The sequence below is a fragment of the Shewanella glacialimarina genome, from assembly GCF_020511155.1.
GTDB classification, from domain to species: domain Bacteria; phylum Pseudomonadota; class Gammaproteobacteria; order Enterobacterales; family Shewanellaceae; genus Shewanella; species Shewanella glacialimarina.
Genome location: NZ_CP041216.1, coordinates 1899899 through 1914179, shown reverse-complemented (window position 1 = coordinate 1914179; position 14281 = coordinate 1899899). Strand labels below are relative to the sequence as shown.

General features: G+C 40.5%; 14 protein-coding genes. 10 read left to right on the top strand and 4 right to left on the bottom strand.

What is annotated here, in order from left to right:
- Positions 1–120: 120 nt before the first annotated feature.
- From mnmA to FJ709_RS08220, 4 genes are all read left to right on the top strand, one after another.
- Positions 121–1236: a tRNA 2-thiouridine(34) synthase MnmA gene (gene mnmA, locus FJ709_RS08235; RefSeq protein WP_226415339.1), complete on the top strand. Its 1116-nt coding sequence runs from the start codon at positions 121–123 to the stop codon at positions 1234–1236.
- A 12-nt stretch (positions 1237–1248) separates the two neighbouring features.
- Complete coding sequence (gene hflD / locus FJ709_RS08230; RefSeq protein ID WP_264177966.1) at positions 1249–1872, top strand: high frequency lysogenization protein HflD; 624 nt, start codon at positions 1249–1251, stop codon at positions 1870–1872.
- Positions 1873–1915: 43 nt separating this feature from the next.
- Positions 1916–3286, top strand: a complete 1371-nt coding sequence (gene purB / locus FJ709_RS08225) for an adenylosuccinate lyase (RefSeq protein WP_226415337.1) — start codon at positions 1916–1918, stop codon at positions 3284–3286.
- Between the two features lie 105 nt (positions 3287–3391).
- The gene (locus FJ709_RS08220) at positions 3392–4528 is read left to right on the top strand and encodes a ribosomal protein uL16 3-hydroxylase (protein ID WP_226415335.1); all 1137 of its coding nucleotides are present in this window, start codon (positions 3392–3394) and stop codon (positions 4526–4528) included.
- Positions 4529–4641: 113 nt separating this feature from the next.
- Here FJ709_RS08220 and FJ709_RS08215 read toward each other — a convergent pair whose 3' ends face one another.
- A complete protein-coding gene (locus FJ709_RS08215; protein WP_226415333.1) occupies positions 4642–5082 on the bottom strand; it encodes a DUF4826 family protein in 441 nt (146 codons plus the stop codon).
- A 401-nt stretch (positions 5083–5483) separates the two neighbouring features.
- On the opposite strand from FJ709_RS08215, the gene FJ709_RS08210 reads away from it, so the two are divergent.
- The 5 genes from FJ709_RS08210 (at position 5484) to FJ709_RS08190 (ending at position 10522) form a co-directional block, all read left to right on the top strand.
- A complete protein-coding gene (locus tag FJ709_RS08210; protein WP_226415331.1) occupies positions 5484–6515 on the top strand; it encodes a Glu/Leu/Phe/Val dehydrogenase dimerization domain-containing protein in 1032 nt (343 codons plus the stop codon).
- A gap of 214 nt (positions 6516–6729) precedes the next feature.
- Complete coding sequence (locus tag FJ709_RS08205) at positions 6730–7698, top strand: UDP-2,3-diacylglucosamine diphosphatase (RefSeq protein WP_226415329.1); 969 nt, start codon at positions 6730–6732, stop codon at positions 7696–7698.
- On the top strand, positions 7698–9431 hold the full coding sequence (locus FJ709_RS08200) for a GNAT family N-acyltransferase (RefSeq protein ID WP_226415327.1): 1734 nt from the start codon (positions 7698–7700) through the stop codon (positions 9429–9431). Before FJ709_RS08205 ends, FJ709_RS08200 begins: the two co-directional genes overlap by 1 nt.
- Before the next feature lie 121 nt (positions 9432–9552).
- The gene (locus FJ709_RS08195; RefSeq protein WP_226415325.1) at positions 9553–9975 is read left to right on the top strand and encodes a CBS domain-containing protein; all 423 of its coding nucleotides are present in this window, start codon (positions 9553–9555) and stop codon (positions 9973–9975) included.
- A 202-nt stretch (positions 9976–10177) separates the two neighbouring features.
- On the top strand, positions 10178–10522 hold the full coding sequence (locus tag FJ709_RS08190; protein ID WP_226415323.1) for a hypothetical protein: 345 nt from the start codon (positions 10178–10180) through the stop codon (positions 10520–10522).
- Here the strand turns inward: FJ709_RS08190 and FJ709_RS08185 are convergent.
- The 3 genes from FJ709_RS08185 to FJ709_RS08175 form a co-directional block, all read right to left on the bottom strand.
- Positions 10519–11631: an energy transducer TonB gene (locus tag FJ709_RS08185; RefSeq protein ID WP_226415321.1), complete on the bottom strand. Its 1113-nt coding sequence runs from the start codon at positions 11629–11631 to the stop codon at positions 10519–10521. The genes FJ709_RS08190 and FJ709_RS08185 overlap by 4 nt on opposite strands.
- 82 nt (positions 11632–11713) lie before the next feature.
- Positions 11714–12883: a lipid-transfer protein gene (locus FJ709_RS08180; protein WP_226415319.1), complete on the bottom strand. Its 1170-nt coding sequence runs from the start codon at positions 12881–12883 to the stop codon at positions 11714–11716.
- Complete coding sequence (locus FJ709_RS08175) at positions 12876–13295, bottom strand: PliI family lysozyme inhibitor of I-type lysozyme (RefSeq protein WP_226415316.1); 420 nt, start codon at positions 13293–13295, stop codon at positions 12876–12878. Before FJ709_RS08175 ends, FJ709_RS08180 begins: the two co-directional genes overlap by 8 nt.
- A gap of 251 nt (positions 13296–13546) precedes the next feature.
- On the opposite strand from FJ709_RS08175, the gene FJ709_RS08170 reads away from it, so the two are divergent.
- Positions 13547–14281 carry a DUF1538 domain-containing protein gene (locus FJ709_RS08170; RefSeq protein ID WP_226415314.1) on the top strand — a complete coding sequence of 245 codons (735 nt, stop codon included), beginning with the start codon at positions 13547–13549 and terminating at the stop codon, positions 14279–14281.

The window sequence follows — 14281 nt, the reverse complement described above, 5'->3', positions numbered from 1 at the left end:
TCAAGATAGCCCCAAAGGCTAATGCGTGATAGAATATGCGCCGCAGAATTTACACAATTTCCCTTTTTGCAATGCCCTAAAAGGGCGTTTCATTGATACACTGAACGGTTTATAGGATCTATGACATCAATCACACCCACTAATGGTAAAAAAGTCATCGTTGGCATGTCCGGCGGTGTGGACTCTTCAGTTTCAGCTTATCTGCTTATGCAGCAAGGCTATGAGGTTGAAGGTCTATTTATGAAAAACTGGGAAGAAGATGACACCGATGAATATTGTGCTGCCAGTGATGATCTTAAAGATGCACAATCGGTTTGCGACAAGCTAGGTATTAAATTACATACTGTCAACTTTGCCGCTGAATATTGGGATAATGTTTTTGAGTACTTTTTAGCCGAGTATAAGGCTGGCCGTACACCTAACCCCGATATCATGTGCAACAAAGAAATCAAATTCAAAGCGTTTTTAGAATTCGCTGATGAAATTTTAGACGCTGATTACATCGCTATGGGTCATTATGTCCGCCGACGTGACAATGCCGACGGTACTACCCAAATGCTACGTGGTGTTGATGGTAATAAAGATCAAAGCTATTTTTTATACACGCTCAGCCATGAGCAAGTCGCACGCAGCTTATTCCCTGTCGGCGAGCTAGAAAAACACCAGGTACGTGATATTGCTAAAGAAATGGGCTTAATCACCCATGACAAAAAAGACAGTACAGGTATTTGTTTTATCGGCGAACGTAAATTCACTGACTTTTTAGCCACTTATCTTCCTGCATTACCAGGTAGCATTGAAACAGCTGAAGGTGAAGTCATTGGTACTCACCAGGGCTTGATGTACCACACTTTAGGTCAACGTAAAGGTTTGGGGATTGGCGGCTTAAAAAATAGCAATGACGACCCTTGGTATGTGGTTGATAAAGACTTAGACCGCAATGTGCTTGTGGTTGGCCAAGGTGGTCATCATCCACGGTTAATGTCTGTTGGCATGATAGTGAATCAGTTAGATTGGGTAGATCGTAAAGGTCCTGCTGATGCAAGCAGTATCAGCGTAAAAACTCGTTATCGTCAACGTGATGTTAACTGCAAAATCAAACACATCAACAATGACACTATCGAAGTCATTTTTGATGAACCTGTTGCCGCTGTTACACCTGGGCAATCAGCAGTATTTTATGATGGTGAAGTATGCTTAGGCGGCGGCATCATTGATAATTTAATTAAGGGATAGGTAAGCCGCACAGTGACTGACAATATATTATATGAACGCACTATGGCTTTTGCAGGCATTTTACAGGCCATCGGGCAAGTACAATATATCGCCCGCCATGGTGAGAGTGACGAGCAAGCCCTAGCGGCAAGCCTTAATACTATTTTGGTGACTAATCCTGATGGCATTACCGATGTGTATCCTGATAAGGATTTATTGGATAAAGGCTATCAGCTTATTCAAAACCAACTAGGTGACGGCAGCAATAAAGACGTTGAAACTACGCGTTATCTGGTTGGTGTATTGGCATTAGAGCGTAAGCTATCTCGCTCACCTAACGGCTTAGGCATGCTTGCTGAACGTATAAGTCAAGTGCATCGCCAACTTCACCATTTTGCGATTACCGATGAACAAGTATTGGCTAATTTTGCCAGTATTTACAGCGATGTGATTAGCGCCCTTGGCCCTAAATTACAAATTTCGGGTAATCCTGCATTTTTAAAGCAAACACATGTGCAGCATAAAATTCGCTCACTATTATTATCAGCTATGCGCAGCGCGGTACTGTGGCGTCAATTAGGCGGCAAACGTCGCCACTTAGTGTTTGCTCGTAAAGCAATATTTGATATGGCTGTCAGCAGCCAGCAAAATAAATAATTCGAATCACCCTACAATATAAAAGTTCATCAAGGAGCTTCAAATGGATCTTTCTGCACTGACTGCAATCTCGCCGGTAGACGGTCGTTATGGTAGTAAAACCGCCTCATTAAGAGGGATTTTCAGCGAGTTCGGTCTTACTAAGTACCGCGTACAAGTTGAGATCAACTGGTTAAAATTGTTATCTAGCTGTCCTGACATTGAAGAAGTGCCACCGTTCAGTGAAACAGCACTGGCTTTATTAGACAGCATCAAAGATAACTTCAGTGAGCAAGATGCATTACGTGTTAAAGCTATCGAAAGCACCACTAACCATGATGTCAAAGCCGTTGAATACTTCATTAAAGAACAAATTGCTGACAATGCTGAATTAGTCGCAATAGATGAATTTGTTCACTTTGCTTGTACATCTGAAGACATCAACAACCTGTCACATGGGTTAATGTTAAAAGAAGCACGTGAATTAGTCCTTGTGCCACAGTGCCAGCAAATTATCGATGCGATTAAAAAGTTAGCCCATGACAATAAAACCGTGCCTTTAATGTCGCGTACCCATGGACAACCAGCCTCACCTTCTACCTTAGGTAAAGAAATGGCTAACGTGGTTGTCCGTTTAGAGCGTCAATTGAAGCAAATTAAAGCCGTAGAAATTATGGGTAAGATTAATGGCGCGGTAGGTAACTATAACGCCCACCTATCAGCATACCCAGAAGTAGATTGGCATGCATTGTCACAACGTTTTGTGACCAGTTTAGGCATTCACTGGAATGCTTACACCACTCAAATTGAACCACATGATTATATCGCAGAGCTATTTGACGCTATCGCGCGATTTAACACCATTTTAATCGATTTCGATCGTGACATTTGGGGCTATGTGGCATTAGGCCACTTCAAACAACGTACCATTGCTGGTGAAATTGGTTCTTCAACCATGCCACATAAAGTTAACCCTATCGACTTTGAAAACTCTGAAGGTAACTTAGGCATCGCCAATGCATTAATGCAACACTTAGCGGCCAAATTACCGGTTTCTCGCTGGCAGCGCGACCTTACCGACTCAACGGTATTACGTAACTTAGGTGTGGGTATTGCACATTCATTGATTGCATATCAAGCCACGTTAAAAGGCATTAGCAAGCTAGAAGTAAACGAAGCGCATCTTCGTGCAGAATTAGATGTTAACTGGGAAGTACTTGCTGAGCCAGTGCAAACCGTTATGCGTCGTTATGGCATTGAAAAGCCATATGAGAAGCTAAAAGAATTAACCCGCGGTAAACGCATAGATGCACAACAATTAGCGGTATTTATCGATGGACTTGAGCTTCCCGCTGAAGTAAAAATCGAACTTAAGAAAATGACCCCAGCTAATTACATTGGCCGTGCAGAAGCCTTTGTTGACGAACTAAAATAAGACGTCAGCTGAGGTGTATTAACCTCACTGAATCTAGCGGCAGTTCGATATTCGAGTTGCCGCTTTTCTTTTATAATGCTTTCACACCGAACAGAGAGTAAGACCATGTATCAATTAACTTTTGACACCCAAGCATTCATAAAAAAGCACTGGCAACAAACCCCAGTGGTATTAACACAAGCCTTCGAGGACTTTGTTGACCCTATTGCCGCAGATGAATTAGCTGGTCTTGCTTGTGAAGAAGAAATTTCATCACGTATTGTGGTCACTGAAGCAAACCAGAATCAATGGAACGTTATTCAAGGTCCATTTGAAGATTATGATGCTTATGGTGAGACACACTGGCAACTGTTAGTTCAGGCCGTTAACCATTGGTATCCAGACTCGCAACCATTAGTTGATGCTTTCCGCTTTTTACCTGATTGGCGTTTTGATGATTTAATGGTGTCCTTTGCGACCCCATTAGGCGGAGTCGGACCACACATAGATAATTATGATGTGTTTATTATTCAAGGTGAAGGTGAACGTCGCTGGAAAGTCGGTAATAAAGGCGATCATAGACGTCGCGGTGGTGACGAAAACTCACCATTAGTAGAAGATTTTGAGCCGATTATCGACGTGGTATTGAAAAAAGGTGATGTGTTATATATCCCACCTGGATACCCACATTGCGGTGAAACCTTATCTTTAGCCATAAGCTATTCAATAGGTTTCAGGGCACCAAGCCAACAAGAGTTGCTAACTCAGCTAGCGGATTCACTGATTGATAACAACAGTGGCCACCAGCGTTTCACCTCAGACTCAGAAGCCCTAGAACCAGGAATAGTGAGTCAAGAACAACAACAAGGGATTATGCAGCTATTAGCTGAGCTGGCTACCCAACCAGAAAAGTATCAAACCATGTTAGGTAAGCTATTAAGTCAAAATCGTTTTGAGCTTGATATTTGTGAAGGTGAAGAGCCGCTTGATTTAGAAGAATTACAACAAGTCATTGAAGATGGCGCCAGCATATTGCGCATTGGCGGCTTAAAAGTATTACGTTTAGAAAATGATAATATTAGCCGCTTGTTTATTAATGGTGAAGTGTTTGCACTTGAAAATGTTACCGAAGCAGAACTTGTCAGCTTTGCTAATACTGTTAATTTAGACAATGAACTTGCTGCAATAATGTTCGACAATTTAGCGATTGCAGAACTATTAGTTGAGCTGATAAATCAGGGTCTGTATTACCTAGCTGAGTAATGTTTTATCTCATTTGAATAAAATAAAAAAAGGCACTCAATGTGCCTTTTTTAATCTATGAATCCAGTCAATATAAGCGACTAAAATTTACGAGCATTGCTTACGTTCAGAGCTTAAGACCAAAGCTTTTCATCTTCATGCATTCTGTATAGACTTTCTGCACGAGTTACCAATAAATTAGCAAATTTAAGCTGGGTCTGATCACGCGTTGCACCAGATTTATGTAAATTTTCAGCTTTGAGCTGCCACATCATTGAAAAGTGACGCATTGCTTCACGGGCTGTTTTAGCCACTTTCACATCGACATAATCTGTAGGTAAATCACCAGACATCACCCAAAAGGTTTGTTTAGTCGGTTGTTTAGAATCCATCTTCCAGATCGCTAAATAAGGTGCAAGGTAACGACTTTCTTCTGTATACACTTTATTTGGTAGCACACCCTTTTCAGCTAAAAAACGATTGGCTTTTTGAAATTGTGTTTTTACCCAATCTTGTCTTAATGCTTCTTGATCTACAGCGGGTGTTGCAACCTGCTCAACTACTTCATCAGTCATAACACTTCCTATCTTATTGTTATCACGCATTCGCCGGACATAATTTAAGCACCAACGACACTCAATTTAACACGCACCCCTAAAATACTTTACGTTTACGTAAAGTGGCAAGCAAAATTGCCAGCTTAATCACAAAATTTACTAAATCAGGCTTTGTTGAGAGTATCGCTAAATGCTATCTTGCTGCAATACCAAAAACCAAATACCGAATTTGATGCATATTTGATATCCTCAGTGTTGAACATGCGAAAGTAGTGCATAACGAATGGTGTAGCTCAATCTACCCTCGTGGTTATTGCTTTTAAACTTGTCATAGCCTGTTATCAAGTATTGCCAGAATGGTAATAATTAAGTGTTAGTCAAAACTAGCACACGACCCCAAAAGCAAGTGGAGATTTTCCGTGTCTGTATTTAATCATGTCTCGTTTGATGAGCACGAACAAGTAGTATTTTGTCATGATAAAGAAAGTGGCTTAAAAGCCATTATTGCGGTGCACAATACCAATAAAGGCCCCGCTGTGGGTGGCTGTAGAATGTGGAATTATCAATCTGATGATGAAGCATTGACAGACGTATTGCGTCTTTCTAGAGGGATGACATATAAAAATGCCCTTGCTGGTTTAACTATGGGTGGTGGTAAAGCCGTTATCATAGCTGATCCTAAAACGACAGACCGTGAAAAACTGTTCCTCGCTTTTGGTCGTTTTGTTAATAGCTTAGGCGGAAAATACTACTCTGCGGAAGATGTCGGCGTATCCACATCAGATATGATGATAGCCAACCGTGAAACCCCTTATGTAGCTGGACTTGAAGGCAAGTCAGGTGATCCGTCGCCGTTAACAGCTCTAGGCACGTATTTAGGCATTAAAGCGGCCGTTAAACACCAACGTGGAATTGATAGTTTAGAAGGCATTAAAGTGTCAGTACAAGGTGTTGGCCATGTCGGATACTATTTGTGCAAACATTTACATGAAGCCGGTGCAAAACTCATTGTCACAGATATTCATCAAGCGTCTCTTGACCGTGTCGCAACCGAGTTTGGTGCAACCCTAGTAGAGCCGCAAGATATCTACAATCAAGATGTTGATGTATATGCACCTTGTGCATTAGGGGCAACGTTAAATGACATTACATTGCCTTTATTAAAAGCCACTATTGTAGCGGGTTGTGCCAACAATCAACTAGCTGAAGTGCGCCACGGTGAAAAGCTTAAAGAAATGGGCATTTTATACGCACCTGATTATGTGATTAATGCCGGTGGTATTATTAATGTCTCTTTTGAAAATAACTATGATAAAGCAGCTGCAACCGCTAAGGTTGAGCAAATTTATCAAACATTATTAACTGTGTTTACTCGCGCAGATGCTGAAAACCGCACAACAGGTTCAGTCGCCGATGAAATGGCTCGTGCCATTATTAATGCAGGCCGTTAAATCAGTTCAAAGTAATGATGGTTAAATATTCATTACCCAAGCAAGATCAAACAAGGGAAGCATAGGCTTCCCTTTTTGTTACTTGTTCAAGTCAATTAACTCAGCAGCAATTTGTAAACTTCATCTAAATGCAATATATCCGTCACGAATTAGTCAATAATCCCCAGTAAGCTTTCATTATCTTAATGCAATACTATTTGTAGAGATTAAGCGAATGGATAAAATCAGTGCGTTATTTAAACAAGTCTCGCAAGCATCTGCTCACTCTGTATTCTCATCTCATATATCGACTAAACACCTTCATCAAGAAAATGATAGTTGGGATGAGGCAACATCCGAGCAACAGTCGTTTTATGCCGTTTGGCTGTCGGATGTTCATTTAGGCAGTATTGACTGCAAAGCTGATTTTTTATTAGATTTTTTAAATAGTAACCCATGCCAATACCTGTATTTAGTCGGTGACATCATCGATATTTGGGCATTAAAAAAACGGGTTTACTGGCCAGATAGCCATCAAGCTGTATTAACAAAAATACTAGCATTAGCCCAAAATGGCACCCAAGTATTTTATATCCCTGGTAATCACGATGAGATGTTCAAACCTTACGTAGATAGTCATTTTCGTGGTATCACAATCGCACCAAGTTATATTCATCAATCTATTCTGGGCAAACGCTGCCTGATGTTACATGGCGATCAATTTGACTCTGAAGTTTGTGTCAGCCGCACCTACGCCAAACTAGGGGATCATTTATACGATGTTTTGTTATGGCTAAATCGGCATCTTCATAGTGTACGCAGCCAACTTGGCTACCCTTATTGGTCACTTGCCAGCTATATAAAACTCAGAGTAAACAAAGCCCAACAAGCCATTAATAGTTTTAAAGATGCAGTGCTACGATTTGCCTTAAAACAACAAGTCGATATGGTCATTTGTGGCCATATTCATCAACCAGAACTCTCTATTCACCATAAGGGTAAACACAGGATTATCTATGCTAACGATGGTGATTGGGTTGAAAACTGTACCTTAATCGCTGAAACCCTATCCGGTGACTTTCAATTATTAAAATGGAATGAACTGACTAAAACGCCTCAAATTATCGACAATATTGGCACCGCTAGTCCTTTACCTCTTCATACAGCCTCAACCCAAAAACAACCTAATAAGAAGGTAGCATAATGAAGTCCGCAGAAATGATGTTTACTGTCGATCAAATGGTTGACAAAAATTTACCTCAATTGGCTAAATTCCCTTGGTTATCCAAGCCAACCAAAGCCATGCTACGTTATCTTTTGCACGAGCAGCAATGCAATGATATTGCGATGCAGTATAAGCATTTAACCGGGGTAGACTTTGTTGAACAGGTACTGGCTAGCTTTAATTTTAGTTACAGCGTACCCAATAATGAAATTGAAAATATTCCGATTGACGGCCGTGTGGTTATCTATGCTAATCACCCTATCGGCTCACTTGACGCCCTTGCATTAATCAAGTTAATTAGCAAAGTCCGCCCAGACATTAAAGTCGTCGCCAATGAGTTACTAATGGCTATTAAACCGCTGCACTCGATTTTATTACCCGTCAGAAACATGACTGGCGGCACCCCAAAGCAAAATTTAGATAATATCCATCAACATCTAAAACGTGAAGGAGCAATATTAATATTTCCATCGGGTGAAGTGTCTCGAATACGCCCAAGCGGTGTGACGGATTTATTATGGCAAAGCGGGTTTGTTAAAATGGCCAAAGCCTGTAATGCGCCATTGTTACCTATGTTTGTCGATGCGAAAAATTCTGCAACTTTTTATGGCGCATCAATGATTTATAAGCCATTAGCAACACTGTTACTCGTTAAGGAAATGTTTCGCCAAATCAATCAAGTGATGCCGGTTCGTATTGGCAAACTGATTGCTAAAGAAACCGTGTCGAATAATGACTTTCCGTTAAAAACTCAGGTTAATCTGCTAAAAAATCATCTTTACCGTATAGGTAAAAATAGGCCACCGCTGTTTAGTACTCAAAATGCCATTGCTCACCCAGAGTCTCGCGCCACTTTGCAACATGAATTACAACAATGTGAACAGCTTGGACTCACATCAGACAATAAAGTCATTTATCTTTATCAGCATGATGACAGCAGTGCCATCATGCGTGAAATCGGCAGACTACGTGAAATTGCCTTTAGAGCTGTCGGTGAAGGCACTGGCAAACGCAGAGATACCGACAAATATGATAATGACTATTGGCACCTCGTATTATGGGATAAAGATGATTTAGAAATCGTCGGTGCTTATCGTTTTGCTAGTGCAAAGCGTATTCATAATGAAATATCTACCACAGGGCTATATAGCCAAACTTTATTTCAATATCAGCCAGATTTTAGTCCTTATTTTGAACAAGGGTTAGAGTTAGGCCGAAGCTTTGTGCAACCTAAATATTGGGGCAGAAGAAGCCTTGAGTATTTGTGGCAAGGTATTGGCGCATTTCTTCTCAAAAACCCTCAGTATCGCTACTTATTTGGCCCGGTTTCGATTAGTAACAGCTATCCTGAGCCCGCTAAAGAATTACTTATTTATTTTTATAAAAATCAATTTCCAACGCAGTCTACACTGGCAACCTCATTTAATTCTTACCAGTTTACCGATGAACGGACACACCAATTATGTCGTCAATTCAATGGTGAGACATACGCTGACAATTTTAAAATTCTGAAAAGGACATTAGCTAATATGGGTGTTTCAGTACCGACTTTATTTAAACAATATGGTGAATTGTGTGAAGATCAGGGCGTGCAATTCATCGACTTTGGCATTGATGCAGAGTTTGGTGATTGTATCGATGGCCTGGTCTTGGTTGATGTTCATCAGCTCAAACCGATTAAAGCACAAAAATATCTTGGCTTAACAAGGTAGCGTTTAGCCTTTTTACTGATTAAGATTATGTAGCTAACTCATTGTTGTACTATAGTTTATCTGATATATATAAATAATACGGTTAACGCCTCTATTATTCGCCGTGTTATAGGAGATAAATATGCCTGCTGCAATGATATTAGTTCGCGACATTATGACAACACGTATTGTCACCGTTTCAATTGATGATAGATTGTCGGTGGCAAAACACATTTTCGACAATGTCAGTTTTCACCATTTATTGGCCATTGATGAAAATGACAAACTGCAAGGCATTTTATCACACAGAGACTTTTTAAAAGCCCTTAGTCCTAACCTAGGTACAGCTGCAGAACTTATTCGTGACACAGAAACACTCAATAAGCGCGTCCACCAAGTAATGAGCCACAACCCTATTACCGTATCACCAGATACGCGTCTTAAACATGCTTGTGAAATTATTCTAAAATATAATATTGGCAGTTTGCCTGTCTTGGACAATGGCACATTAATTGGCATTATTACTTGGAAAGACTTACTCAAGAGCTACAGTGATAACGATTAAAACTCAGTCCTCCACCGCAAACGTAAATAAGTGTATAACCGCCATTTAGGCAAGAAAATATAGTGAAAATAAAAATTCATTTAGCCACCAATCAATTAGCCTGTTTTCTTTAAACCTTCATATTTTGACACTGGAAAATGTCATATTACTCTGCTTAGCTTATTACTAGTCGCAACAGTTAAAGCACAACAGGGGTGATGCTATGATCAAGTTTAATTATCTTTTAAACCAAGACAATTTTGAACTGCAAGCAAGCGATTGGTGTGGACTAGAAAAGGTGATATTGAATGGTAAAGTTGTGTCGAAAAAATTCAATTTCGGCATTTTAAGTTGTCACGACATCTTGTTAAATGACGGGCATAAATATCAATGTAAATTATTGGTCGATCCTCAAACCGATCTGCTCACATGCAGAATTTACAACCAACAAAATTTAGTCACCGTATTGAAACAAGGCAAGAATCAACTACAAAAAAGCCAGCGACTCATTGAGGCTGGCTTAGTTTGTATACTGTTCTTGCTACTCACTGTTTACATGGTGTTTTAGCTATTAGCAATGGTGAAATCAAGACGCACTTTTGCTTCTGCCTGAACCGGATTACCATCAACAAACTTAGGTGCATAGCGCCATTTTTGAATGGCCTCTAACGATTCTATTTCAAAACGTTTTCCGCCCTTAGAATCTAATACCGATGCCGACTTAACAAAGCCATTTTTATCAATGATAAACGCCATATCAACCCATCCCTCTTTTCTGTCTTTTGCATAGGATTTTGGATAATTTGGATGATGTCTAAATAAGGGCACTTGATCCTGATCATCCGACCAAGGTTTCATTTTACCAATCGCAATACAGTGTGCCGTCGCTTGTTGGCTATTATTTTGTTTCTCATACAACTCAACCAACACAGCGTGAGCATGCAACTCTGATGGATGGCTATAATCAAGGGCTTGATACTGTTTGATTACCTCAAGAAATAAGCGCTTTGCAGTGTCATAGTGTTTTTCAGCAAACTGGATGGATGCCGCCAGATGAGTGGCATCAACACGCACAATAGCATCCTCGGGAAGATGTTGGCTGTAAATGTCATATGCCTTTAAACCATAGTTTTTTATGGTGTGATTATATTTTGAGGTTTTATATAAGTGCTTAAACGCCGCAGTATAAACTTCAGCTAACACTAATGGATCTTTGAGTGACTTTGCCACACCAATGGTATCTTCAAAAAGTGCTTGGGCCTTTTTGTCATTGGTTGTTGACTCTGCAACTAACAACATAGGATCTAACACTTCAATGCTATTGTTTCCATAATGTGTAATGTAGCTGGCCAATACGTTGTCATAATTCTGGCTTGCTGAAACGTTATCACCACTATCACGTTGCGCATTGGCAAGGTTCATCAGTAACATCGCCGTATCGATGTGGTTTTCACCAAAGCTGACTTTTCCGAAATCATAAGCTTGCTGAGCATACACTAATGTTTGCTCTACATCTTTTGATGCAACGGCTTGTTGATAAGCTTGATAACTTGAAGAAAAATCAGCCGCTTGCACCATAGGCGAAACGATGCTCGCCACTAAAAGACTGCCGTAAACACACATTCTGATTTTTGCAGCAATAATATTCGAATTAAACTGGAAGGGTGTATATTTCATGAAGATTCCATTCTCTATTTATCTGAGTAAAGTACCTAAACTGGGCACTAAAAAGACATAATTTAGCAACAATAACGGTACATCATTTACCGTATAAAGTCACCACAACAGCACCACCTAAACCCACATTATGTTGTAATGCTAAGCGAGCTCCTTGCACCTGACGATCACCTGCTTGATCGCGTAAATGCCAAACAAGTTCTGCGCATTGCGCTAATCCTGTAGCACCAATCGGATGACCTTTAGACATTAAGCCACCTGAAGGGCCAATAACAAACTGGCCACCATAGGTATTGTTTCCCTGCTTAATAAATTTTTCAGCCTCCCCCTCTGCGCATAACCCCAAAGCCTCATAGGTGATGACTTCATTAGGCGTAAAGCAGTCATGTAGCTCAATCACATCTAAATCCTGTGGCGATATACCTGCAGCGTTATACACTTTTTTCGCCGCCATTTGAGTCATGCTCTGGCCCACTGCATTAATAGGATCTTGCCAAGAATCTTGGGTATCGGTTGCCATAGCTTGAGCAAGAATTTTAACCTTGGAGCTTATACCATGCTGTTTAGCAAATTTATCACTGCATACAATGACAGCTGCCGCACCACAAGTGGGAGGACACGCCATAAGGCGAGTTAAATAGCCATCGTAAATCACCTTATCAGCCAATACTTGCTCCGCACATAATGGCATTTTCAATAAAGCATAAGGGTTGTTCATCGCATGGCGACGGGACTTTACTGCAACCTTGGCAAATAATTCAGCAGTGACATTATATTTATCCATGTAATGGCGGCCCGCAGCTCCAAAAGCCCGTAATGCGATTGGACCATCGGGTGCATTAAACTGATTTAACACCGGTGCTATTCGAGTAAATGGGCTTTCTCTGTCTTGCCAATTTGACCCTAGGGCACCTGGCTGCATTTCTTCGAACCCAAAGGCTAATGCACACTCAACTTCGCCAGACATCACAGCCTGCCTGGCTAAGTACAACGCGGTAGAACCACTAGAGCAATTATTATTGACGTTAATAACAGGGATACCACTTTGAATAACATCATAAAAAGCATGTTGCGCACAGGTACTATCACCATAAATATATGCACCAAATGCCTGTTGTATTTGCTTAGCATTAATACCGGCATCGGCCAAAGCTAACTTAATTGCATTGGCAGCCATCACACGATAAGGCTGATGCTGTCCTGGCTTACAAAAAGGCGTCATACCTACGCCAGCAATAACAATGCTACTCATGGCTGGCTCCACACATCTCTAGTGTGACATTGGTAATGCATACATTTTGCTCCAACCGATAGCGTCCACTGCCTGCGGTAACAGTCGTAATGGTTACCTGCTGTTCACCCTCGGCATCATTTGAAATCGAGACTTTAGATATAGTGCCATCACGGGGAAAAGTTATTCCCGCGGCAAAGTCCCCTACATCAAAATTGCGATATAATTTAACGCTGATACTGCCAATAGAACGAGGCTCTAATCGTCCTTCCTCAACGATTAGAGACATGCCTTTAGTTAAACTGAACACCTGAAAATAGCCGTCAGCAGAGTGCGATTGCAGCAAATTTTCAGTAGGATTAATGAAGGACTCATTGGCATTCGCATAAAATGATTTAAAAACTAACACAACAAAAAGACTAAAAATACCCAATAACTTCTACATAGTGCATATCTCCAAATAGTGCATATCTAAAAATGTAGCAATGTAATGATAATACTCTGTATTGAAAAAATGTTAATCGTTAATCTATTCCACCTAGCTCACATCAATTGACTCTTTTTTGATTTACATCAAAAAAACCATAACTATTGTATTCATATTGTTGTTATTTATAACATCTAAGGCACACTGATTACATAAACTAACAAATTGGCTAGATTGTTGATTTTAATGGAGGATGGATGTCAGCACTGCTCAAGCTATTAACCTCTATGTTCAGTAGTTTTAAAGACTTAGTTCCCATTATTGTCGTTGTGGGATTTTTCGAAATTTTTATTCTAAAACAAGCACCCGATCAATTAGGTTCAATTCTTGTTGGGCTAGTATTTATTGTACTAGGTTTAACATTCTTCGTTTTTGGCCTAGAAATGGGCTTATTCCCTATAGGTGAATCTTTAGCTGAAGCCTTAGCCAGAAAAGGCAGTCTGTTTTGGCTAGTTATTTTCTCTTTTTCTCTGGGGTTTGGTACCACACTGGCAGAACCTGCATTGACAGCCGTAGCCAATGAAGCCGCTAAAGTTGCCGCAGAAGCAGGCGCCATTACTAACAATGAAGCGGCTTTAAATGACTATGCTATGGGCTTGCGCTTAACTGTAGCAATATCCGTTGGTTTGGCCATTTTACTCGGTGTTATTCGTATTTTAAAAGGCTGGCCTATCCATTACATGATCATCGGCGGTTACTCCATAGTGATGATACTGACCTTTTTTGCCCCTGCAAGTATTATTGGTATTGCCTACGACTCTGGAGGTGTCACTACATCGACCATAACCGTTCCATTAGTGACGGCTTTAGGCGTAGGGTTAGCAACCGTTATTAAAGGCAGAAATCCTATGCTGGATGGCTTTGGTTTAATTGCTTTTGCTAGCTTAACACCAATGATTTTTGTCATGCTTTACGGCATGGTCTTTCTATAA

What these genes read in the sequence shown, in the direction of transcription:
- FJ709_RS08200 (WP_226415327.1), top strand. Translation starts at nt 7,698, where the DNA reads ATGAAGTCCGCAGAAATGATGTTTACTGTCGATCAAATGGTTGACAAA.
- FJ709_RS08215 (WP_226415333.1), bottom strand. Translation starts at nt 5,082, where the DNA reads ATGACTGATGAAGTAGTTGAGCAGGTTGCAACACCCGCTGTAGATCAA.
- FJ709_RS08170 (WP_226415314.1), top strand. Translation starts at nt 13,547, where the DNA reads ATGTCAGCACTGCTCAAGCTATTAACCTCTATGTTCAGTAGTTTTAAA.
- FJ709_RS08220 (WP_226415335.1), top strand. Translation starts at nt 3,392, where the DNA reads ATGTATCAATTAACTTTTGACACCCAAGCATTCATAAAAAAGCACTGG.
- FJ709_RS08195 (WP_226415325.1), top strand. Translation starts at nt 9,553, where the DNA reads ATGCCTGCTGCAATGATATTAGTTCGCGACATTATGACAACACGTATT.
- FJ709_RS08205 (WP_226415329.1), top strand. Translation starts at nt 6,730, where the DNA reads ATGGATAAAATCAGTGCGTTATTTAAACAAGTCTCGCAAGCATCTGCT.
- FJ709_RS08180 (WP_226415319.1), bottom strand. Translation starts at nt 12,883, where the DNA reads ATGAGTAGCATTGTTATTGCTGGCGTAGGTATGACGCCTTTTTGTAAG.
- FJ709_RS08190 (WP_226415323.1), top strand. Translation starts at nt 10,178, where the DNA reads ATGATCAAGTTTAATTATCTTTTAAACCAAGACAATTTTGAACTGCAA.
- purB (WP_226415337.1), top strand. Translation starts at nt 1,916, where the DNA reads ATGGATCTTTCTGCACTGACTGCAATCTCGCCGGTAGACGGTCGTTAT.
- FJ709_RS08185 (WP_226415321.1), bottom strand. Translation starts at nt 11,631, where the DNA reads ATGAAATATACACCCTTCCAGTTTAATTCGAATATTATTGCTGCAAAA.
- mnmA (WP_226415339.1), top strand. Translation starts at nt 121, where the DNA reads ATGACATCAATCACACCCACTAATGGTAAAAAAGTCATCGTTGGCATG.